The 19,440-nt window shown below is 63.3% G+C and carries 25 protein-coding genes; 15 read left to right on the plus strand and 10 right to left on the minus strand.

Annotation, left to right across the window (positions count from 1 at the left end):
- Positions 1 to 109: 109 nt before the first annotated feature.
- The 5 genes from N7422_RS25985 to N7422_RS26005 are packed head-to-tail and all read left to right on the plus strand — an operon-like array spanning position 110 to position 3,888.
- A complete protein-coding gene (locus N7422_RS25985) occupies positions 110 to 514 on the plus strand; it encodes a FagA protein (protein WP_279809205.1) in 405 nt (134 codons plus the stop codon).
- Positions 507 to 1,883 carry a class II fumarate hydratase gene (locus N7422_RS25990; protein ID WP_279809206.1) on the plus strand — a complete coding sequence of 459 codons (1,377 nt, stop codon included), beginning with the start codon at positions 507 to 509 and terminating at the stop codon, positions 1,881 to 1,883. The genes N7422_RS25985 and N7422_RS25990 overlap by 8 nt, the downstream gene beginning before the upstream one ends.
- A 25-nt stretch (positions 1,884 to 1,908) precedes the next feature.
- Complete coding sequence (locus N7422_RS25995) at positions 1,909 to 2,370, plus strand: hypothetical protein (protein ID WP_279809207.1); 462 nt, start codon at positions 1,909 to 1,911, stop codon at positions 2,368 to 2,370.
- A 1-nt stretch (position 2,371) separates the two neighbouring features.
- Positions 2,372 to 2,983 carry a superoxide dismutase gene (locus tag N7422_RS26000; RefSeq protein WP_279809208.1) on the plus strand — a complete coding sequence of 204 codons (612 nt, stop codon included), beginning with the start codon at positions 2,372 to 2,374 and terminating at the stop codon, positions 2,981 to 2,983.
- 11 nt (positions 2,984 to 2,994) lie between these two features.
- On the plus strand, positions 2,995 to 3,888 hold the full coding sequence (locus N7422_RS26005; protein WP_279809228.1) for a ZIP family metal transporter: 894 nt from the start codon (positions 2,995 to 2,997) through the stop codon (positions 3,886 to 3,888).
- A 159-nt stretch (positions 3,889 to 4,047) separates the two neighbouring features.
- On the opposite strand, the gene N7422_RS26010 is transcribed toward N7422_RS26005, so the two are convergent.
- From N7422_RS26010 to N7422_RS26055, 10 genes are all read right to left on the minus strand, one after another.
- A complete protein-coding gene (locus tag N7422_RS26010) occupies positions 4,048 to 4,320 on the minus strand; it encodes an HPr family phosphocarrier protein (RefSeq protein ID WP_279809209.1) in 273 nt (90 codons plus the stop codon).
- Positions 4,321 to 4,340: 20 nt separating this feature from the next.
- Entirely contained in the window at positions 4,341 to 5,195 is an 855-nt protein-coding gene (gene rapZ / locus N7422_RS26015) for an RNase adapter RapZ (RefSeq protein WP_279809210.1), read from the minus strand.
- Positions 5,196 to 5,197: 2 nt separating this feature from the next.
- Positions 5,198 to 5,662, minus strand: coding sequence for a PTS IIA-like nitrogen regulatory protein PtsN (ptsN, locus tag N7422_RS26020; RefSeq protein ID WP_279809211.1), 465 nt, complete (start codon positions 5,660 to 5,662; stop codon positions 5,198 to 5,200).
- Positions 5,663 to 5,673: 11 nt separating this feature from the next.
- The gene (gene raiA / locus N7422_RS26025; RefSeq protein WP_138218840.1) at positions 5,674 to 5,982 is read right to left on the minus strand and encodes a ribosome-associated translation inhibitor RaiA; all 309 of its coding nucleotides are present in this window, start codon (positions 5,980 to 5,982) and stop codon (positions 5,674 to 5,676) included.
- 77 nt (positions 5,983 to 6,059) lie between these two features.
- A complete protein-coding gene (locus tag N7422_RS26030) occupies positions 6,060 to 7,556 on the minus strand; it encodes an RNA polymerase factor sigma-54 (RefSeq protein ID WP_279809212.1) in 1,497 nt (498 codons plus the stop codon).
- 173 nt (positions 7,557 to 7,729) lie between these two features.
- Positions 7,730 to 8,455 (minus strand): LPS export ABC transporter ATP-binding protein, encoded by a 726-nt coding sequence (gene lptB / locus N7422_RS26035; protein WP_279809213.1) that lies wholly within the window; start codon positions 8,453 to 8,455, stop codon positions 7,730 to 7,732.
- Positions 8,456 to 8,980: a lipopolysaccharide transport periplasmic protein LptA gene (gene lptA / locus N7422_RS26040; protein WP_279809214.1), complete on the minus strand. Its 525-nt coding sequence runs from the start codon at positions 8,978 to 8,980 to the stop codon at positions 8,456 to 8,458.
- Complete coding sequence (lptC, locus tag N7422_RS26045; protein WP_279809215.1) at positions 8,967 to 9,539, minus strand: LPS export ABC transporter periplasmic protein LptC; 573 nt, start codon at positions 9,537 to 9,539, stop codon at positions 8,967 to 8,969. Before lptC ends, lptA begins: the two co-directional genes overlap by 14 nt.
- 8 nt (positions 9,540 to 9,547) lie before the next feature.
- Positions 9,548 to 10,072, minus strand: coding sequence for an HAD family hydrolase (locus N7422_RS26050; RefSeq protein ID WP_279809216.1), 525 nt, complete (start codon positions 10,070 to 10,072; stop codon positions 9,548 to 9,550).
- Positions 10,073 to 11,047 (minus strand): KpsF/GutQ family sugar-phosphate isomerase, encoded by a 975-nt coding sequence (locus tag N7422_RS26055; RefSeq protein ID WP_279809217.1) that lies wholly within the window; start codon positions 11,045 to 11,047, stop codon positions 10,073 to 10,075.
- Positions 11,048 to 11,293: 246 nt separating this feature from the next.
- On the opposite strand from N7422_RS26055, the gene N7422_RS26060 reads away from it, so the two are divergent.
- From N7422_RS26060 to hisC, 10 genes are all read left to right on the plus strand, one after another.
- Positions 11,294 to 12,103, plus strand: a complete 810-nt coding sequence (locus N7422_RS26060; protein ID WP_279809218.1) for an ATP-binding cassette domain-containing protein — start codon at positions 11,294 to 11,296, stop codon at positions 12,101 to 12,103.
- Positions 12,103 to 12,900 (plus strand): lipid asymmetry maintenance ABC transporter permease subunit MlaE, encoded by a 798-nt coding sequence (gene mlaE / locus N7422_RS26065; RefSeq protein WP_279809219.1) that lies wholly within the window; start codon positions 12,103 to 12,105, stop codon positions 12,898 to 12,900. The genes N7422_RS26060 and mlaE overlap by 1 nt, the downstream gene beginning before the upstream one ends.
- Positions 12,900 to 13,385, plus strand: coding sequence for an outer membrane lipid asymmetry maintenance protein MlaD (gene mlaD, locus N7422_RS26070; RefSeq protein ID WP_028689663.1), 486 nt, complete (start codon positions 12,900 to 12,902; stop codon positions 13,383 to 13,385). The genes mlaE and mlaD overlap by 1 nt, the downstream gene beginning before the upstream one ends.
- 9 nt (positions 13,386 to 13,394) lie before the next feature.
- Positions 13,395 to 14,048, plus strand: a complete 654-nt coding sequence (locus N7422_RS26075; RefSeq protein ID WP_279809220.1) for an ABC transporter substrate-binding protein — start codon at positions 13,395 to 13,397, stop codon at positions 14,046 to 14,048.
- Complete coding sequence (locus tag N7422_RS26080) at positions 14,045 to 14,347, plus strand: STAS domain-containing protein (protein WP_279809221.1); 303 nt, start codon at positions 14,045 to 14,047, stop codon at positions 14,345 to 14,347. Before N7422_RS26075 ends, N7422_RS26080 begins: the two co-directional genes overlap by 4 nt.
- 118 nt (positions 14,348 to 14,465) lie before the next feature.
- On the plus strand, positions 14,466 to 14,705 hold the full coding sequence (locus N7422_RS26085; RefSeq protein ID WP_028689666.1) for a BolA family protein: 240 nt from the start codon (positions 14,466 to 14,468) through the stop codon (positions 14,703 to 14,705).
- A gap of 23 nt (positions 14,706 to 14,728) precedes the next feature.
- Positions 14,729 to 15,994, plus strand: a complete 1,266-nt coding sequence (gene murA, locus N7422_RS26090) for a UDP-N-acetylglucosamine 1-carboxyvinyltransferase (RefSeq protein WP_279809222.1) — start codon at positions 14,729 to 14,731, stop codon at positions 15,992 to 15,994.
- 87 nt (positions 15,995 to 16,081) lie between these two features.
- Positions 16,082 to 16,717 (plus strand): ATP phosphoribosyltransferase, encoded by a 636-nt coding sequence (gene hisG, locus N7422_RS26095; RefSeq protein ID WP_279809223.1) that lies wholly within the window; start codon positions 16,082 to 16,084, stop codon positions 16,715 to 16,717.
- A 127-nt stretch (positions 16,718 to 16,844) separates the two neighbouring features.
- Positions 16,845 to 18,167, plus strand: coding sequence for a histidinol dehydrogenase (hisD, locus tag N7422_RS26100; protein WP_279809224.1), 1,323 nt, complete (start codon positions 16,845 to 16,847; stop codon positions 18,165 to 18,167).
- Positions 18,168 to 18,169: 2 nt separating this feature from the next.
- Positions 18,170 to 19,219: a histidinol-phosphate transaminase gene (gene hisC, locus N7422_RS26105; RefSeq protein ID WP_279809225.1), complete on the plus strand. Its 1,050-nt coding sequence runs from the start codon at positions 18,170 to 18,172 to the stop codon at positions 19,217 to 19,219.
- The last annotated feature ends 221 nt before the right edge of the window (positions 19,220 to 19,440 follow it).

A 19,440-nucleotide genomic window follows, 5' to 3' on the forward strand; every position in this document is an offset into this window, starting at 1 on the left:
ATGTATTGCACAGACCCGGCCATCGCGCCGGGATTTTTTGCCTATCGTCTACCTTGAACTGATTCTATTTATCACTTAATAATGAATATCATTATCCAGTCACCCGGCGATGATGTTCATGAAACCCATCCTCCACGAACTGCCCTACCTGGAAAACTGGCGCTGGCTCAGCCGGCGCATCCGTTGCGCTCTCGACCCCGATGAGCCGCGTCTGATCGAGCACTACCTGGCCGAGGGCCGCTACCTGGTGTGCTGCACCGAAACATCGCCCTGGACGGTGGCGCTCACCGCCTTGCGCCTGCTGCTGGATACCGCCAACGACCGCATGCTGCCCTGGCACTGGCGTTGCCTGTGCCTGGACCAGGCCTGGCGCCCGCTGCTGGACCTGCGCAACCTCGACCGTCGCGAGCAGAACCAGCGCTGGCAGCCCTATGCGATGCAGCTCGCCAACTGCGTGCTGCTGCCGTCGATTTCTCCCGAAGAACTGATGCAAGGACTTGAAGAAGATGAGTGATACCCGTATCGAGCGTGACAGCATGGGTGAACTGCAGGTGCCGGCCCAGGCCCTGTACGGTGCACAGACCCAGCGCGCGGTCGACAACTTCCCGGTCAGCGGCAAGCCGATGCCGGCCCAGTTCATCCGTGCCCTGCTGCTGGCCAAGGCCGCGGCAGCCAAGGCCAACGTCGAACTTGCGCAACTGAGCGCGGAGCAGGGCGGCGCCATCGTCAAGGCGGTGGAGCAACTGTTGGGCGAGGACTTCATCCAGCACTTCCCGGTGGATGTGTTCCAGACCGGTTCCGGTACTAGCTCGAACATGAACGCCAACGAGGTGATCGCCACCCTGGCCAGCCGCGTGCTGGGCGAGCCGGTCAATGCCAACGACCACGTCAACTGCGGCCAGAGCAGCAACGACATCATCCCTACCACCATCCACGTCAGCGCGGCACTGGCCCTGCATGAGCAACTGCTGCCGGCCCTGCGTCACCTGACCCAGGTGATCGACGCCAAGGCGGTCGAGGTACATCCGTACGTGAAGACCGGCCGCACCCACCTGATGGACGCCATGCCCGTGCGCATGAGCCAGGTGCTCGGCGGCTGGGCGGCGCAGATCAAGGGCGCGCAGGCGCATATCGAAGCCACCCTGCCGAGCCTGCAGGCGCTGGCCCAGGGTGGCACCGCCGTGGGCACCGGAATCAACGCCCATCCGCAGTTCGCCGCCGGCTTTGCCCGCCAGCTCAGTGGCCTGACCAAGGTCGAGTTCACGCCCGGCGAGAACCTGTTCGCCCTGATCGGCTCGCAGGACACCGCCGTGGCGCTCTCGGGTCAGCTCAAGACCGCAGCGGTGGCGCTGATGAAGATCGCCAACGACCTGCGCTGGATGAACTCCGGCCCGTTGGCCGGCCTCGGTGAGATCGAACTGCAGGGTCTGCAGCCGGGCTCGTCGATCATGCCGGGCAAGGTCAACCCGGTGATCCCGGAGGCCACCGCGATGGTCGCCGCCCAGGTGATCGGCAATGACGCGACCATCGCCGTGGCTGGCCAGTCGGGCAACTTCGAGCTCAACGTGATGCTGCCGGTGATCGCCCGCAACCTGCTGGAGAGCATCGAGCTGTTGGCCAACGTCAGCCGCCTGCTGGCCGACAAGGCGATCGCCAGCTTCAAGGTCAACGAGCCGAAGCTCAAGGAGGCATTGTCGCGCAACCCGATCCTGGTCACCGCGCTGAACCCGATCATCGGCTACCTCAAGGCCGCCGAAATCGCCAAGACCGCCTACAAGCAGGGCCGCCCGATCATCGAGGTGGCACTGGAACACACCGACCTGTCGCGTGACCAGCTCGAAGCCCTGCTGGATCCGGAAAAACTCACCGCCGGCGGCATCTGAACCAAGGCCGCCCTGGAGGCACGTCATGCAGCACTGGAGACGCACCACGCAAACCGCCAATCGTCTGTTCGAACAAGGCGAGCTGGTCGATGCCCGGGAACACTACCTGCAAGCGCTGGCCCTGGCCCAGGTGCTGTTCGAGCGCTGGCATGACGTCGATGAGGCGGTGGCCGCGTTGGTCATCGCCCATCACAACCTGGCCGACCTGCATCTGCGCCTGAACCAGCCGCACGAGAGCGCCGACTACCTGTGTGCCGCGCACCAGCGCTTGCTCCAGGCCAGTCAGGAGCAGCGCCTGCCCCAGGCGCTGCGTGAAGCGGCCTTGCGCCACAGCGGGCGGACCTACACCGAATTGCTCAGTTTCATTGCCGAATACGGCCAATACCCACGAACCGAGCGCCTGCTGAACCGACAGGCGCCAGCGACCAGCGAACTGGTCGCCCATTCGGACCTCGCTGACCGTTCACCTGCCTACGGAATCCACTGATATGCCGCATACCTTGCCTGCGTTGCCCTATGCCTACGATGCGCTGGAACCGCACATCGATACCCAGACCATGGAGATCCACCACAGCAAGCACCATCAGACCTACATCAACAACCTCAATGCCGCCATCGAAGGCACCGAGTGGGCCGAGTGGCCGGTGGAGCGCCTGGTTGGCGCGGTCAAGCAGCTCCCCGAGCAGTTGCAGGGCGCGGTGATCAACCAAGGCGGCGGTCACGCCAATCACACGCTGTTCTGGACCGTCATGTCGCCCAAGGGCGGCGGCCAGCCTCATGGGCAGGTGGCCAAGGCCATCGACGAGCAGCTCGGCGGTTTCGAGGCGTTCAAGGAGGCCTTCACCAAGGCCGCGCTCACCCGTTTCGGCAGTGGCTGGGCCTGGCTCAGCGTAACCCCGGCGAAGAAGCTGGTGGTGGAGAGCAGTGGCAACCAGGACAGCCCGCTCATGCACGGCAACACCCCGATCCTCGGTCTGGACGTGTGGGAGCACGCCTACTACCTCAAGTACCAGAACCGTCGTCCGGAATACATTGGCGCCTTCTACAACGTGGTCGATTGGGCCGAAGTTGAACGTCGCTATCTCGATGCCTTGAAGTGAGCCTGACCGGTATGCGCTCCGAGGCGATGGCTGTCAGCAGTGTGCGCCTGTTCCGCCTGGCGCTTGGGACCTTGCTGTTGCTGGTCGGCACCGCATTGCTGGTGGCCCGAGGCATCGCCTGGCTAGACCTGGAGCCACGCATGTTGCGTGCACTGGAAGGTGGCGCATTGTGCGCGCTGGGGACGGCCTTGGGCGCGGTACCGGTTCTGGTCATCCGCAACATGCCGGTGGCCTTGGCCGATACCTTGCTCGGTTTCGGTGCCGGCGTGATGCTGGCGGCCACGGCGTTCTCGCTGATCATTCCTGGGTTGGGTGCGGCCCAGGCCATCGGTTTCAGCGCCTGGGGGGCCGGCGGGTTGATCAGCAGCGGGCTGCTGCTGGGCGCCCTGTGCCTGTTCCTGATCGATCTCAGGGTCGCTGGTGCGTCGCCGCAGGCCCTGGTCGGCAGCGAGGGACAACCGGTGATCGCTGCGCGGATCTGGCTGTTCGTCATCGCCATCATCGCCCACAACATTCCCGAAGGGATGGCCATCGGCGTTTCCGCTGGTGGCGGCATGCCCGATGCCGACAGCCTGGCCATGGGCATCGCTATGCAGGATGTGCCGGAAGGCCTGGTGATCGCTCTGGTGCTGGCCGGGGCGGGGATGTCGCGCTTCAAGGCGTTCCTGATCGGTGCGGCGTCCGGGCTGGTCGAGCCGCTGGCCGCAGTGATCTGTGCCTGGCTGGTGAATATCGCCGAATTGCTGTTGCCGTTGGGCCTGGCCTGTGCGGCGGGAGCGATGCTGCTGGTGGTGACTCAGGAGATCATCCCCGAGTCGCGCAGCAACGGGCATCACCGTTTGGCGAGCCTGGGCTTGTGTGTGGGGTTCTGCCTGATGATGGTGATGGACACGGCGATGTCCTGACACCGGCATCGCCCCCTGTGGAAGCGGCCTTGTGTCGCGAAAGGGCTGCAAAGCAGCCCCTGGATCTCAGCAACACTGCTGGATTGCCGGGGCTGCTGCGCAGCCCTTTCGCGACACAAGGCCGCTCCTACACGAAGCGTGCGCAGTCGCTAACGACGCTCACTCGCCTTCGTCGAAGAAGTTGTTGATCAGCTCGACCAGCGCATCCATGGCTTCGCCGTCCTGCTCACCCTCGGTGTGCAGATGGACCGGAGTGCCCTTGCCGGCGGCGAGCATCATCACCGCCATGATGCTCTTGCCGTCCACCAGCTTGTCAGGCGCGCGCCCGACCCGTACCGCGCACGGGAAGCGCCCCGCCACGCCGACGAACTTGGCCGCCGCCCGGGCGTGCAAGCCCAGCTTGTTGATGATGGTGATTTCGCGGGCGGGCATCGTGAGGCGGATCCTGTGGGCTAGAGGTCGCGGTGGCGGACCTGGACGTTTTTCAGGGATTGCTGGAGCAGTTGGCCAAGCCGTTCGGTGATGTACACCGAGCGGTGGTGGCCGCCGGTACAGCCGATGGCGATGGTGACATAGGCGCGGTTGCTGGCGGCGAAGCGCGGCAGCCATTTGAGCAGGTAGCTGGATATGTCCTGGAACATCTCCTCGACGTCCGGCTGTGCGGCCAGGTAGTCGATCACCGGTTGTTCGAGGCCTGAGTGGTCACGAAGTTCCGGCTTCCAGTAAGGATTGGGCAGGCAACGCACGTCGAACACCAGGTCCGCGTCCACGGGCATGCCGCGCTTGAAGCCGAATGATTCGACAAGGAATGCCGTGCCCGGCTCGGGCTGGTTGAGCAGGCGCAGCTTGATCGAATCGCGTAGCTGGTAGAGGTTCAGGCTGGTGGTATCGATTTTCAGGTCGGCCAGGTCGGCGATCGGCCCCAGCAGCTCGCTTTCGACCCGGATCGCTTCGGCCAGCGAGCGGCTGTCGTTGGTCAGTGGATGACGACGGCGGGTTTCCGAAAAGCGCTTGAGCAAGGTTTCTTCGTCAGCGTCCAGGTACAGCACGTCGCACTGGATGTGCCGGGCGCGCGCTTCTTCCAGCAGTTCGGGAAAGCGTGACAGGTGGCTGGGCAGGTTGCGTGCATCGATGGAGACCGCGACCTTTGGTTGCAGCAGCTCGGTATTGATCAGGGCGTTTTCCGCCAGCTGTGGCAACAACCCGGCAGGCAGGTTGTCGATGCAGTAGTAGCCGTTGTCTTCCAGTACGTCGAGTGCGGTGCTCTTGCCGGAGCCGGAGCGGCCGCTGACGATGATCAGGCGCATGTTCAGTGCTCGTTCTGTGCGTCCAGGACGACCTGGTACAGGGTCTCGCTGCTGTCGGCGGCGCGCAGGCGATCGCGAACCTCCTTGCGATCGAGCATGCTGGCGATCTGGCGCAGCAGTTCAAGGTGGGCATCGGTGGCGGCTTCCGGCACCAGCAGGACGAACAGCAGGTCGACCGGGGCGCCATCGATGGCATCGTAATCGATGGGGGCATCCAGGTGCAGCAGGGCGCTGACAGGCGCGGTGCAGCCCTCTAGACGGCAGTGGGGGATGGCGATGCCATTGCCAAAGCCGGTGGAGCCCAGTTTTTCTCGAGCGACCAGCTTTTCGAAGACGTCCTGCATCTCCAGCTCGGGCACTTGCTCGGCAATCAGGGTAGCGACCTTTTCCAGGGCGCGCTTTTTACTGCCGCCCGGCACGTTCACGAGGGAACGGCCGGGGGTCAGGATGGTTTCAAGTCGGATCATGGATGGGGGGATCAGCGGGCGGCTGCACCTTGCAGCAGGCTTTGCTGTTTTTCCTTGTGTTTTTTCAGTTGGCGGTCGAGCTTGTCAGCCAGGGCGTCGATCGCGGCATACATGTCTTGGTGTTCGGCGTTGGCGACGACCTCGCCACCGGGAATCTGGAGTGTGGCTTCAACCTTCTGCTGCAGCTTCTCGACCTTCATGATCACCGTCACGTTGGTGATCTTGTCGAAGTGACCCTCCACGCGGGCGAGTTTTTCGAGCACGTAATCGCGCAGAGGTTGAGTGACTTCTACATGCTGTCCACTGATGTTGACTTGCATACAGCTTCTCCTTTTGTTGCCCGTGCATAAAGGGCAGGTATTGCACCTGCCACTGAAACGCTGTGGCACATCCGGGGCTACATCAGTCGCTTGCGCTCGCTCGACGGGGCGATCCCCAGCGATTCGCGGTACTTGGCGACGGTGCGACGGGCTACCTGGATGCCTTGTGCCTCCAGTAAACCAGCGATCTTGCTGTCACTCAATGGCTTTTTCTGATTTTCCGCGGCCACCAGTTTCTTGATGATCGCGCGGATCGCCGTGGACGAGCATTCGCCGCCTTCGGCGGTGCTCACGTGGCTCGAGAAAAAGTATTTCAGTTCGTAGATCCCGCGGGGCGTATGCATGTATTTCTGCGTGGTCACCCGGGAGATGGTCGACTCGTGCATGCCCACCGCTTCGGCGATATCGTGCAGGACCAGCGGCTTCATGGCTTCGTCGCCGTGGTCGAGGAAGCCGCGCTGGTGCTCGACGATCTGCGTCGCCACCTTCATCAGCGTTTCGTTGCGGCTTTGCAGGCTCTTGATGAACCAGCGCGCCTCCTGCAGCTGATTGCGCATGAAGGTGTTGTCGGCGCTGGTATCGGCGCGGCGCACGAAGCCGGCGTACTGCGGGTTGACCCGCAGGCGCGGCACGGCTTCCTGGTTGAGCTCGACCAGCCAGCGATCGCTGTCCTTGCGCACGATAACGTCGGGAACCACGTACTCCGGTTCGCTGGACTCGATCTGCGAGCCGGGGCGCGGGTTGAGGGTCTGCACCAGCTCGATGACCTGGCGCAGTTCGTCCTCCTTGAGCTTCATGCGGCGCATCAGTTGGCTGTAGTCGCGGCTGCCGAGCAGGTCGATGAAGTCGGTGACCAGGCGCTGGGCCTCGCTCATCCACGGCGTCGAGGCCGGCAACTGGCGCAGTTGCAGCAGCAGGCATTCGCCCAGGGAGCGGGCGCCGATGCCGGCCGGCTCGAACTGCTGGATGCGGTGCAGCACCGCCTCGATCTCGTCCAGCTCGATGTCGAGCTCAGGGTCGAAGCCGGCGCAGATCTCGTCGAGCGTGTCTTCCAGGTAGCCCTGGCCGTTGATGCTATCGATCAGGGTGACAGCGATCAGGCGGTCGGTGTCGGACATCGGGGCAAGGTTGAGCTGCCATAGCAGGTGGCTCTGCAGGCTTTCGCCGGCGGAGGTGCGGGTGGTGAAATCCCACTCGTCATCGTCGTTGCTGGGCAGGCTGCTGGCGCTGGTCTGGTAGATGTCTTCCCAGGCGGTGTCGACTGGCAGCTCGTTGGGGATGCGTTCGGCCCACTCGCCGTCTTCCAGGTTTTCGCTGGTGCTGGCAGAGGTTTCCTGGAAACTGTTGTCCTGGACTTCGGCGGCCGGCTTGCTTTCGGCGTTGTCCGCCATCGGGTCGCTGTTGTCGAAGTCATCGCCGTCTTCCTGACGTTCGAGCATCGGATTGGATTCCAGCGCTTCCTGGATTTCCTGCTGGAGATCCAGGGTGGAGAGCTGGAGTAGACGGATGGCCTGTTGCAACTGAGGGGTCATCGTCAGTTGCTGGCCCATTTTTAGGACGAGCGATGGTTTCATGGCAGGGGCTTAATACCTTGTTCGCCGGCGCGCATGCGCCATCCACTACACGTAGGGCGCTTGGGCGCCGAATTTAAGCAAGTTATATGCCTGAAATTGCAGCGTTTGCCTAGAGCACTGTGACAACTTAAGCCCCGATCGGGCGCATTCGCCAGTGCTCCGGGCAGGCCGGGTCAGAGTCGGAACTCGTGCCCCAGGTACACTTCCTTGACCAGCTGGTTGGCCAGGATGGTCTCGGCGTCGCCCTCGGCGATCAGCTGGCCATCATTGACGATGTAGGCGGTTTCGCAGATGTCCAGGGTCTCGCGAACGTTGTGGTCGGTGATCAGCACGCCGATGCCCTTGTTCTTGAGGTGGTGGATGATCTGCTTGATGTCACCGACGGAGATCGGGTCGACACCGGCGAACGGTTCGTCCAGCAGGATGAACTTGGGCGCGGTGGCCAGGGCGCGGGCGATCTCGACGCGACGGCGTTCGCCGCCCGAGAGGCTCATGCCCAGGTTGTCGCGGATGTGGCTGATGTGGAATTCCTGCAGCAGGCTTTCCAGCTCCTTGCGTCGGCCTTCGCGATCGAGGTCCTTGCGGGTCTCGAGGATGGCCATGATGTTGTCTGCCACCGACAGCTTGCGGAAGATCGAGGCCTCCTGCGGCAGGTAGCCGATGCCGGCCTGAGCGCGGCCGTGCATGGGCTGGTGGCTGACATCGAGGCTGTCGATCAGCACGCGACCTTGGTCGGCCTGGACCAGGCCGACGATCATGTAGAAGCAGGTGGTCTTACCGGCGCCGTTGGGGCCGAGCAGGCCGACGATCTGGCCACTGTCGATGGACAGGCTGACGTCGCGCACAACTTGCCGGCTCTTGTAGCTCTTGGCCAGGTGCTGGGCTTTGAGGGTTGCCATTTACTCGGCCTTTTTCTTCGGTTGAATGACCATGTCGATGCGCTGACGTGGTGCAGTCACGTTGCCACCGCGCCCGGCGGTCGCCACCTGGGACTTGGTGTTGTAGACGATCTTCTCGCCTTCGGTGGTGTTGCCTTCGTTCTCGACCTTGGCGCGGTCGGTGAGAATCACCGTGTCCTTCTGCGCCTGGTACTGGATGGTCACGGCCCAGCCTTTCATCTTGTCGGGCTTGGCGGCGCTCTGCTGCTGTTCGAAGTAGGCCAGGTTGCCCACCGAGGTGACGACGTCGATGTCGCCGGAAGCGGCGCGGGTCATGGTCACGGTGTTGCCTTTGATCATCATCGAACCTTGGGTGATGATCACGTCGCCGGTGTAGGTGGCGACACCTTGCTTGTCGTCCAGGTGGGCGTTGTCCGCCTGGATGCGGATCGGCTGGTCACGGTCGTTCGGCAGGGCCAAGGCGCTCGCGCTTCCCAGTGCTGCGCCCAGGCTGAGCAAAAGGGGGAGGGTTTTAACGAGCCTCATACTGTCCTCTTACGTTAGAGAGCAGGTCCATCCTGCCTTCTTTCAAATACGCTTTCATTCCTTTGCCCGTAGTCGTGCCACCGGCGCCGTCGATTCTAACGGCTTGCTCGGTCTGCGCATATTGCTTCTGCGGGAACACGGTCATGCGCGAGCTGGTGATGATGGTTTCGCGCTGTTTTTCGTCGGTGCGCGCCACGCGCACGTCGTCGATCAATTCGACCTCGGTGCCGTCCGGGTTGACCTCGGCGCGCTTGCTCTGCACGTGCCACGGGTACTCCGTGCCACGGTACATGTGCAGGTCAGGGGTGGTCACCAGGGTGACCTCGCTGGCCTTGAGGTGCTCGACCTTGGCCGCGGTCATCTCGTACTGCAGCTTGCCATCGGGCAAGAACTGCAAGGTGTGGGCGTTGATCGCGTAGTAGTCGATGGCGCTTTCATTGGTCTGTGCCACCGGCTTGTCGAGGAAGCTCTCGGGGCTGATGTTCCAGTAACCCACCGCCACCAGCACCGCGGCGATCACGCCAAGCAGCGCAAAATTTCGAACCTTCTTGCTGAGCATGGTCGGCCTTACAGGTAGTTGGCGTTGGCAGCGTCCAGGGTACCCTGGGCCTGCATGATCAGTTCACAGAACTCGCGGGCGGCGCCTTCGCCGCCGCGGGCCTGGGTGACACCATGGGCATGCTGGCGGACGAACGGCGCGGCGTTCTGCACGGCCATGCCCAGTCCGACGCGGCGGATCACCGGCAGGTCGGGCAGGTCGTCGCCCAGGTAGGCGACCTGTTCATAGCTTAGGTCGAGTTCGGCGAGCAGGCCGTCGAGCACCACCAGTTTGTCCTCGCGGCCCTGGAACAGGTGCGGGATGCCCAGGTTCTTCGCCCGGCGTTCGACCACCGGGGTCTTGCGTCCGCTGATGATCGCCGTGGTCACGCCCGAAGCCATGAGCATCTTGATGCCGTGACCGTCGAGGGTATTGAAGGTCTTGAATTCGCTGCCATCCTCGAGGAAGTAGAGGCGGCCGTCGGTAAGTACGCCGTCGACGTCGAACACCGCCAGCTTGATGGCTTTGGCGCGTTGCATCAGGTCCTGGTTCATTCACATCACTCCGGCGCGCAGCAGGTCGTGCATGTTCAGGGCGCCGGTCGGGCGGTCGTCCTGGTCGACGACCACCAGCGCGCTGATCTTGTGGTCTTCCATTATTTTCAGTGCCTCGGCGGCGAGCATCTCGGCGCGGGCGGTCTTGCCGTGGACGGTCATGACTTCGTCGATGAGCGTCTTGTGCACGTCGATGTTGCGGTCCAGGCTGCGGCGCAGGTCGCCGTCGGTGAACACGCCGGCCAGCTTGCCGTCGCTGCCCAGGACTACGGTCATGCCTAAACCTTTACGAGACATTTCAAGCAAAGCGTCCTTCAGCAGGGTGCCGCTTTGGACCTGGGGCAGTTCCTCGCCAGCATGCATGACGTTCTCGACTTTCAGCAGCAGGCGGCGCCCCAGCGCGCCACCTGGATGCGAGAACGCGAAGTCTTCGGCGGTGAAGCCACGGGCCTCCAGCAGGGCGATGGCCAGGGCGTCGCCCAGGGCCAGGGCCGCGGTGGTGGAGGAGGTCGGCGCCAGGTTCAGCGGGCAGGCCTCCTGGGCAACGCTGGCGTCGAGGTTGACCTCGGCGGCCTGGGCCAGGGGCGAATCCGGTTTGCCGGTCAGGCTGATCATCTGGATGCCCAGGCGCTTGATCAGCGGCAGCAGGGTGACGATCTCGGCGGTGCTGCCGGAGTTGGACAGGGCAAGAATGACATCGTCACGGGTGATCATGCCCATGTCACCGTGGCTGGCCTCGGCCGGGTGCACGAAGAACGCCGGGGTGCCGGTGCTGGCCAGGGTCGCGGCGATCTTGTTGCCGATGTGCCCGGACTTGCCCATGCCAACCACCACGACCCGACCCTTGCTGGCCAGGATCAGCTCGCAGGCCTTGACGAAATCGCCGTCGATACGGGCCAGCAGGGCCTCCACGGCCTCGAGTTCGAGGCGCAGGGTGCGCTGGGCGGATTGGATCAGCTCGCTGGATTGGCTCATGTCGAAAACGCAATGCCTGATGAAAAGGCGGCGATTATAGCCGCAATGTGTGAAAGGCTCATCCTTCGAATGTCATATGGATGCCGCGCAAGCCTGTCTGTGTCCTGAACGAGTGGGGGGACGCCCTTGGGGCGGGCCTATCAGCGGTGCTATAGTTCGCCGCTATTCGGCCCGCCGGGGACCTGTGTGCCTTCATGATGAGGGCAGGCGTCCATGATGACGAGGCTGCACTAGCAAGGAGTCTAGATGAGTGTGGATAGCGCCTACGCGGTCGAGTTGAAGGGCGTCACCTTCAAGCGCGGTTCGCGCAGCATTTTCAGCAACGTGGACATTCGCATTCCCCGTGGCAAGGTCACCGGCATCATGGGGCCTTCCGGGTGCGGCAAGACCACACTGCTGCGCCTGATGGGCGCGCAGTTGCGCCCCGCCGGCGGAGAGGTCTGGGTCAATGGCCAGAACCTGCCCACGCTGTCGCGGGGCGACCTGTTCGACGCGCGCAAGCAGATGGGCGTGCTGTTCCAGAGTGGCGCGCTGTTCACCGACCTCGATGTCTTCGAGAACGTCGCGTTTCCGCTGCGGGTGCATACCCAGCTGCCGGACGAGATGATCCGCGACATCGTCCTGATGAAACTGCAGGCCGTGGGCCTGCGCGGGGCCATCGACCTGATGCCCGACGAGCTGTCCGGCGGCATGAAGCGTCGGGTGGCGCTGGCGCGGGCGATCGCCCTCGATCCGCAGATCCTCATGTACGACGAGCCGTTCGTCGGCCAGGACCCTATCGCCATGGGCGTGCTGGTGCGTCTGATCCGTCTGCTCAACGATGCCCTGGGCATCACCAGCATCGTGGTGTCCCACGATCTGGCCGAAACCGCCAGCATCGCCGACTACATCTATGTGGTGGGGGATGGCCAGGTGCTCGGACAGGGCACGCCGGACGAACTGATGGGCTCGGACAATCCGCGAATTCGCCAGTTCATGAAGGGCGATCCGGACGGCCCGGTACCTTTCCATTTCCCTGCGCCTGACTACCGCGCCGATCTGCTGGGGACGCGTTGATGCGCAGAAAATCCTTGCTTGAACGTATCCGTCTGTTCGGCCGTTCGGCCATCGACGTGCTGGCCGTGCTGGGCCGTTCGTGCCTGTTCCTCGGTCATGCGCTGGCCGGTCGGGGCGGCATTGGCGGCAGTTTCCAGCTGCTGGTCAAGCAACTCTATTCGGTGGGCGTGCTGTCGCTGGCGATCATCGTCGTGTCCGGCGTGTTCATCGGCATGGTGCTGGCCCTGCAGGGCTACAGCATCCTCACCAAGTACGGCTCCGAGCAGGCCGTGGGGCAGATGGTCGCCCTGACCCTGCTGCGCGAGCTGGGGCCGGTGGTCACCGCCTTGCTGTTCGCCGGCCGCGCGGGTTCGGCACTGACCGCCGAGATCGGCAACATGAAGTCCACCGAGCAGTTGTCCAGCCTGGAAATGATCGGTGTCGACCCGCTCAAGTACATCGTTGCCCCGCGTCTGTGGGCCGGCTTCATCTCGCTGCCGTTGCTGGCGCTGATCTTCAGCGTGGTCGGCATCTGGGGTGGGTCGTGGGTCGCCGTGGACTGGCTGGGCGTCTACGAGGGCTCGTTCTGGGCCAACATGCAGAACAGCGTTTCCTTCGGCGACGACGTGATCAACGGGCTGATCAAGAGCCTGGTGTTCGCCTTCGTCGTGACCTGGATCGCCGTATTCCAGGGGTACGACTGTGAGCCCACTTCAGAAGGGATCAGCCGTGCCACCACCAAGACCGTGGTCTATGCCTCGTTGGCAGTCCTGGGTCTGGACTTTATTCTGACCGCCTTGATGTTTGGAGATTTCTGATGCAAAACCGCACCCTGGAAATCGGTGTCGGCCTGTTCCTCCTGGCCGGGATCCTGGCGCTGCTGCTGCTGGCTCTGCGTGTCAGCGGGCTGTCGGCCAGCCCGAGCAGCGACACGTACAAAGTTTACGCGTACTTCGACAATATCGCCGGATTGACGGTCAGAGCTAAAGTGACCATGGCCGGCGTGACCATCGGCAAGGTCACGGCCATCGATCTGGATCGCGATTCCTACACCGGTCGGGTCACGCTGCAACTGGACAAGCACGTCGACAACCTGCCGACCGACTCCACTGCCTCGATCCTGACCGCCGGCCTGCTGGGCGAGAAGTACATCGGCATCAGCGTGGGCGGGGAAGACGCGGTGCTCAAGGACGGCAGCACCATCCACGACACGCAGTCGGCGCTGGTGCTGGAAGACCTGATCGGCAAGTTCCTGCTCAACTCTGTGGGCAAGGAACCGAAAGAAGCTCAACCGGCTAATTAAGGAGTTTCCATGATTTCGATCCTGCGACGTGGCCTGCTGGTTCTGCTGGCGGCCTTCCCCCTGCTGGCCCTGGCGGCGCCAGGGCAATCCGCCCGGGATGTGATCCAGGGCACCACGACCCAGCTGCTGAGCGACCTCAAGGCCAACAAGGAGCAGTACAAGGCCAATCCCGAGGCGTTCTACAGCGCGCTCAACAGCAACCTGGGCCCGGTGGTCGATGCCGACGGTATTTCCAGGAGCATCATGACCGTCAAGTACTCGCGCAAGGCCACGCCTGAGCAGATGCAGCGCTTCCAGGAAAACTTCAAGCGCAGCCTGATGCAGTTCTATGGCAACGCGCTGCTGGAGTACAACAACCAGGGCATCACCGTCGACCCGGCCAAGGCCGAGGACGGCGACCGTACCAGTGTCGGCATGAAGGTCACCGGCACCAATGGCGCGGTCTATCCGGTGCAGTACACCATGCAGAAGATCGACGGCCAGTGGAAAGTACGCAACGTCATCGTCAATGGCATCAACATCGGCAAGCTGTTCCGCGACCAGTTCCAGGACGCCATGCAGCGCAACGGCAACGACCTGGACAAGACCATCGACGGCTGGGCCGGCGAAGTGGCCAAGGCCAAGCAGACCGCCGACAACTCGCCGGAAAAGGAAGTCAAATGAGCGATGCTGCTGTGAGCATGGCCGAGCCAGGCGTTCTCGCCCTGGCTGGCGTGCTGGACTACCGCAGCGGCCCGATCCTGCGCAAGCAGGGCAAGGCGCTGATTGCCGCCTGCCGCGAACCGCGGCTGGTGCTCGATTGCACCGCGGTGGTCAAGTCGAGCAGTGTCGGCCTGTCGCTGCTGCTGGGGTTCATGCGTGATGCCCAGGCTGCAGGTAAAACCTGGGAGCTGCGTGCCATTCCCGAGGATATGCAGGAAATTGCCGGGGTCTACGACCTCGATGAAGTGCTGGCAGGCTGATGGCCTGTCGTTTGGGAAAGGCCCCTCGGTCAGCGCACCCCGTGATGGGCTTCGCAGGCGAGGGGCTTTTTTGTATGATGGCCGACCCGCGCGCGTTGGGCGCCGATCGAGGTTGAGCATGCAGGCCGTAGAAGTTAAAAGTTTTCTGGAAGAAAAATTGCCAGGAACCCGGGTCGAAGTTGAAGGCGAAGGCTGCAACTTCCAGTTGAACGTGATCAGCGACGAACTGGCCGGCCAGAGCCCGGTCAAGCGTCAGCAGGCGATCTACGCGCACCTCAACCCGTGGATCGCCAACGGCAGCATTCACGCGGTAACCATGAAATTCTTCAGCAGCGCAGCCTGGGCTGAGCGCACCTGAGCCAACTTGGCGGCGAGATACCAATGGACAAACTGATTATCACTGGCGGCGCGCGCCTCGACGGCGAGATCCGCATTTCCGGCGCGAAGAACTCGGCCCTGCCGATCCTCTCGGCCACCCTGCTGGCGGACGGACCGGTCACGGTCGGCAACCTGCCGCACCTGCACGACATCACCACCATGATCGAGCTGTTCGGTCGCATGGGCATCGAGCCTGTGATCGACGAGAAGCTCTCGGTGGAAATCGATCCACGCACCATCAAGACCCTGGTCGCGCCCTACGAGCTGGTCAAGACCATGCGCGCCTCGATCCTGGTGCTGGGGCCGATGGTCGCCCGCTTCGGCAAGGCCGAAGTCGCCCTGCCGGGTGGCTGCGCCATCGGTTCGCGCCCGGTCGATTTGCACATCCGCGGCCTGGAAGCCATGGGCGCGAAGATCGAAGTCGAAGGTGGCTACATCAAGGCCCAGGCCCCTGAGGGCGGCCTGCGCGGCGCGCACTTCTTCTTCGACACCGTGAGCGTCACCGGTACCGAGAACATCATGATGGCCGCTGCCCTGGCCAAGGGCACCAGCGTGCTGCAGAACGCCGCGCGCGAGCCTGAGGTGGTCGACCTGGCCAACTTCCTGATCGCCATGGGTGCGAAGATCCAGGGCGCCGGCACCGACACCATCACCATCGAAGGTGTCGAGCGTCTGCACTCCGCGACTTACCGCGTGATGCCCGACCGTATCGAGACCGGCACCTATCTGGTCGCCGCTGCCGTGACCGGTGGCCGCGTCAAGGTCAAGGACACCGACCCGACCATCCTCGAAGCCGTCCTCGAGAAGCTCAAGGAAGCCGGCGCCGACATCACCACCGGCGAAGACTGGATCGAGCTCGACATGCACGGCAAGCGTCCGAAGGCCGTCAACCTGCGCACCGCGCCGTATCCGGCTTTCCCGACCGACATGCAGGCGCAGTTCATCTCGCTCAACGCCATCGCCGAAGGCACCGGCGCGGTGATCGAGACCATCTTCGAAAACCGCTTCATGCACGTTTATGAAATGCACCGCATGGGCGCGCAGATCCAGGTCGAAGGCAACACCGCCATCGTCACCGGCGTCAAGGCGCTCAAGGGCGCCCCCGTGATGGCCACCGACCTGCGTGCCTCCGCCAGCCTGGTGCTGTCGGCGCTGGTCGCCGAAGGCGATACCCTGATCGACCGCATCTACCACATCGACCGTGGTTACGAGTGCATCGAGGAAAAACTGCAGATGCTGGGCGCGAAGATCCGTCGCGTGCCGGGCTAGTCATCTGTACGGCGCAGGGACGCGCTCTGAATCTTTTGCGGTCGGGTCCAGGACCCGGCCGGTAGCTGCTTAAGGACCGACGTTGCAATGTTGACCATCGCGCTATCCAAAGGCCGGATTCTCGACGATACCCTGCCGTTGCTGGCAGAAGCCGGTATCGTGCCTACCGAGAATCCGGACAAGAGCCGCAAGCTGATCATCCCCACCACGCAGGATGATGTCCGCCTGCTCATCGTGCGTGCCACCGATGTGCCGACCTATGTCGAGCATGGCGCCGCCGACCTCGGGGTGGCCGGCAAGGACGTGCTGATGGAGTACGGCAGCCAGGGCCTGTACGAGCCCCTGGACCTGCAGATCGCCAAGTGCAAGCTGATGACCGCCGGTGTGACCGGTGCGCCTGAGCCCAAGGGCCGCCTGCGCGTCGCCACCAAGTTCGTCAACGTGGCCAAGCGTTACTACGCCGAGCAGGGCCGCCAGGTCGACATCATCAAGCTGTATGGCTCCATGGAACTGGCCCCGCTGATCAATCTCGCCGACAAGATCATCGATGTGGTCGACACCGGCAACACCCTGCGCGCCAATGGCCTCGAGCCTCAGGAACTGATCGCCACGATCAGCTCGCGCCTGGTGGTCAACAAGGCCTCCATGAAAATGCAGCACGCCCGTATCCAGAGCCTGATCGACACCCTGCGCAACGCTGTCGAATCGCGACACCGCGGCTGACCTCTGCGCGCGACCTTCGCTGTCGCGCCCGTCTATCCGCGTCATAGCCTTTTTTCTCAGGTGCCCGCGCGGATGGACTGGTAGCTTAGGGCGCCTGAGCATTCGCTAATAATACGAGGCCCTCGCCATGACCGTGTCCACTGCAATTGCCCGTCTCAACGCCGCTGACCAGGATTTCGCCCGACATCTTGATCATCTGCTGAGCTGGGAAAGCGTGTCCGATGACGCGGTCAACCAGCGCGTGCTCGACATCATCAAGGCCGTGCGTGAGCGCGGCGACGAGGCGTTGGTGGAGTTCACCCGGCGTTTCGATGGCGTCGACGCCAAGGGTATCGACGACCTGATCCTCGATCGCGCCCGTCTGGAACTGGCGCTGACCCGTATCACCCCGGTTCAGCGCGAAGCCCTGGAAAAGGCCGCCAACCGTGTGCGCATCTACCACGAGCGGCAGAAGCAGGACTCCTGGCAGTACACCGAAGCCGATGGCACCGTGCTTGGCCAGAAGGTCACCCCACTGGATCGCGCCGGTCTGTATGTGCCGGGTGGCAAGGCGTCGTATCCGTCGTCGGTGCTGATGAACGCGATCCCGGCCAAGGTGGCCGGTGTGTCCGAAGTGGTGATGGTGGTGCCGACCCCGCGTGGCGAAGTCAACGAGCTGGTGCTGGCCGCGGCCTGCATCGCGGGCGTCGACCGGGTATTCACCGTCGGTGGCGCCCAGGCGGTCGCGGCCTTGGCCTACGGCACCGAGAGCGTGCCGCAGGTGGACAAGATCGTCGGCCCGGGCAACATCTACGTGGCCACCGCCAAACGCCATGTGTTCGGCCAGGTCGGCATCGACATGATCGCCGGCCCGTCGGAAATCCTCGTGGTCTGCGATGGCCAGACCGATCCTGACTGGATCGCCATGGACCTGTTCTCCCAGGCCGAGCACGACGAAGACGCCCAGGCCATCCTGGTCAGCCCGGATGCCGAGTTCCTCGACCGCGTGGCGGCCAGTATCGACAAGCTGCTGCCGACCATGGAGCGCGCCGAGATCATCGAGAAGTCGATCAACGGCCGTGGCGCGCTGATCCAGGTGCGTGACATGCAGCAGGCGATCGAGGTGGCCAACCGCATCGCGCCTGAGCACCTGGAGCTGTCGGTGGCCGACCCGCAGGCCTGGCTGCCGCAGATCCGTCACGCTGGCGCCATCTTCATGGGGCGCCACACCAGCGAGGCGCTGGGCGACTACTGCGCCGGCCCCAACCATGTGCTGCCGACGTCCGGCACCGCGCGCTTCTCCTCGCCGTTGGGTGTGTACGACTTCCAGAAGCGTTCGTCGATCATCTTCTGCTCCGAGCAGGGCGCGTCCGAGCTGGGTCACACCGCTTCCGTGCTGGCCCGTGGCGAATCGCTGACCGCCCACGCGCGCAGCGCCGAATACCGCATCCTCAACGAGAAGGGGAACTGAGCATGAGTCGTTTCTGGAGTCCCTTCGTCAAGGACCTGGTTCCTTACGTGCCGGGTGAGCAGCCCAAGCTGGCACGGCTGGTCAAGCTCAACACCAACGAGAACCCCTACGGGCCGTCGCCCAAGGCGCTGGAGGCCATGCGCGGCGAGCTCAACGACAACCTGCGCCTGTACCCGGACCCGAACGGTGACCGACTCAAGCAGGCGGTGGCCGAGTATTACGGCGTGACACCGGCGCAGGTGTTCGTCGGCAATGGCTCGGACGAGGTGCTGGCGCACATCTTCCACGGCCTGTTCCAGCATGACCGTGGGCCGCTGCTGTTCCCGGACGTGAGCTATAGCTTCTACCCGGTGTATTGCGGCCTGTATGGCATTGCATTCGAGCAGGTGGCGCTGGATGAGCAGTTCCAGATTCGGGTATCTGACTACGCCAAGCCCAATGCCGGGATCATCTTCCCCAACCCGAACGCACCGACTGGCTGCCTTCTGCCGCTGGAGGCGGTGGAGCAGTTGCTGCAGTGCAATCGTGATTCGGTGGTGGTGGTCGATGAGGCTTACATCGATTTCGGTGGTGAGACGGCCATCAGTCTGGTGGACCGCTACGACAACCTGCTGGTGACCCAGACCTTGTCCAAGTCGCGTTCGCTGGCGGGGCTCAGGGTTGGCCTGGCGGTTGGTCATCCTGATTTGATCGAGGCGCTGGAGCGGATCAAGAACAGCTTCAATTCCTACCCGCTGGATCGCATGGCGATTGTCGGGGCAGCGGTGGCGTTCGAGGATCGCGAGTACTTCGAAGCGACCTGCCGCAAGGTGATCGACAGCCGCGAGGTGCTGGTGGCTGAACTGGTGGCGCGTGGATTCGAAGTGCTGCCTTCGGCGGCGAACTTCATCTTTGCCCGGCATCCCGGGCAGGATGCGGCCGGGATCGCGGCGCGGTTGCGGGAGCAGGGGGTGATTGTTCGGCACTTCAAGCAGGAGCGGATTGCGCAGTTCCTGCGGATTACCATTGGGACGCCGGAGATGAACCAGGCTTTGCTTGATGCTTTGAATTGATTTAAGGGGTTTGACTGGGGGCGGATTGGAAGTGGTTGTTCTGGCTTCTGATTCGCCCCTTGTTGTTGTTGTTTGGTGGTTTTGGAAGTTGTATGCGCATTCATTTGTGATGTCGACGCTTATTCACCTTTCCGCCCTTACGGCGGGTTACTTTGGTCTTGGCCAAAGTAACCAAAGCCGCTCGCTCCATTCATACGGCCCCTGCGCTGCGCTCCGGGGTT

Origin of the sequence: Pseudomonas sp. GD04091 (assembly GCF_029836165.1) — a bacterium.
GTDB lineage: Bacteria > Pseudomonadota > Gammaproteobacteria > Pseudomonadales > Pseudomonadaceae > Aquipseudomonas.

What these genes read in the sequence shown, in the direction of transcription:
- hisD (WP_279809224.1), top strand. Translation starts at nt 16,845, where the DNA reads ATGACCGTGTCCACTGCAATTGCCCGTCTCAACGCCGCTGACCAGGAT.
- N7422_RS26085 (WP_028689666.1), top strand. Translation starts at nt 14,466, where the DNA reads ATGCAGGCCGTAGAAGTTAAAAGTTTTCTGGAAGAAAAATTGCCAGGA.
- N7422_RS26000 (WP_279809208.1), top strand. Translation starts at nt 2,372, where the DNA reads ATGCCGCATACCTTGCCTGCGTTGCCCTATGCCTACGATGCGCTGGAA.
- hisG (WP_279809223.1), top strand. Translation starts at nt 16,082, where the DNA reads ATGTTGACCATCGCGCTATCCAAAGGCCGGATTCTCGACGATACCCTG.
- N7422_RS26075 (WP_279809220.1), top strand. Translation starts at nt 13,395, where the DNA reads ATGATTTCGATCCTGCGACGTGGCCTGCTGGTTCTGCTGGCGGCCTTC.
- N7422_RS25990 (WP_279809206.1), top strand. Translation starts at nt 507, where the DNA reads ATGAGTGATACCCGTATCGAGCGTGACAGCATGGGTGAACTGCAGGTG.
- N7422_RS25985 (WP_279809205.1), top strand. Translation starts at nt 110, where the DNA reads ATGATGTTCATGAAACCCATCCTCCACGAACTGCCCTACCTGGAAAAC.
- ptsN (WP_279809211.1), bottom strand. Translation starts at nt 5,662, where the DNA reads ATGATCCGACTTGAAACCATCCTGACCCCCGGCCGTTCCCTCGTGAAC.
- N7422_RS26055 (WP_279809217.1), bottom strand. Translation starts at nt 11,047, where the DNA reads ATGAGCCAATCCAGCGAGCTGATCCAATCCGCCCAGCGCACCCTGCGC.
- lptB (WP_279809213.1), bottom strand. Translation starts at nt 8,455, where the DNA reads ATGGCAACCCTCAAAGCCCAGCACCTGGCCAAGAGCTACAAGAGCCGG.
- N7422_RS26050 (WP_279809216.1), bottom strand. Translation starts at nt 10,072, where the DNA reads ATGAACCAGGACCTGATGCAACGCGCCAAAGCCATCAAGCTGGCGGTG.
- N7422_RS26010 (WP_279809209.1), bottom strand. Translation starts at nt 4,320, where the DNA reads ATGCCCGCCCGCGAAATCACCATCATCAACAAGCTGGGCTTGCACGCC.
- mlaE (WP_279809219.1), top strand. Translation starts at nt 12,103, where the DNA reads ATGCGCAGAAAATCCTTGCTTGAACGTATCCGTCTGTTCGGCCGTTCG.
- murA (WP_279809222.1), top strand. Translation starts at nt 14,729, where the DNA reads ATGGACAAACTGATTATCACTGGCGGCGCGCGCCTCGACGGCGAGATC.
- N7422_RS25995 (WP_279809207.1), top strand. Translation starts at nt 1,909, where the DNA reads ATGCAGCACTGGAGACGCACCACGCAAACCGCCAATCGTCTGTTCGAA.
- N7422_RS26060 (WP_279809218.1), top strand. Translation starts at nt 11,294, where the DNA reads ATGAGTGTGGATAGCGCCTACGCGGTCGAGTTGAAGGGCGTCACCTTC.
- N7422_RS26080 (WP_279809221.1), top strand. Translation starts at nt 14,045, where the DNA reads ATGAGCGATGCTGCTGTGAGCATGGCCGAGCCAGGCGTTCTCGCCCTG.
- lptC (WP_279809215.1), bottom strand. Translation starts at nt 9,539, where the DNA reads ATGCTCAGCAAGAAGGTTCGAAATTTTGCGCTGCTTGGCGTGATCGCC.
- hisC (WP_279809225.1), top strand. Translation starts at nt 18,170, where the DNA reads ATGAGTCGTTTCTGGAGTCCCTTCGTCAAGGACCTGGTTCCTTACGTG.
- lptA (WP_279809214.1), bottom strand. Translation starts at nt 8,980, where the DNA reads ATGAGGCTCGTTAAAACCCTCCCCCTTTTGCTCAGCCTGGGCGCAGCA.
- N7422_RS26030 (WP_279809212.1), bottom strand. Translation starts at nt 7,556, where the DNA reads ATGAAACCATCGCTCGTCCTAAAAATGGGCCAGCAACTGACGATGACC.
- mlaD (WP_028689663.1), top strand. Translation starts at nt 12,900, where the DNA reads ATGCAAAACCGCACCCTGGAAATCGGTGTCGGCCTGTTCCTCCTGGCC.
- raiA (WP_138218840.1), bottom strand. Translation starts at nt 5,982, where the DNA reads ATGCAAGTCAACATCAGTGGACAGCATGTAGAAGTCACTCAACCTCTG.
- rapZ (WP_279809210.1), bottom strand. Translation starts at nt 5,195, where the DNA reads ATGCGCCTGATCATCGTCAGCGGCCGCTCCGGCTCCGGCAAGAGCACC.
- N7422_RS26005 (WP_279809228.1), top strand. Translation starts at nt 2,995, where the DNA reads ATGCGCTCCGAGGCGATGGCTGTCAGCAGTGTGCGCCTGTTCCGCCTG.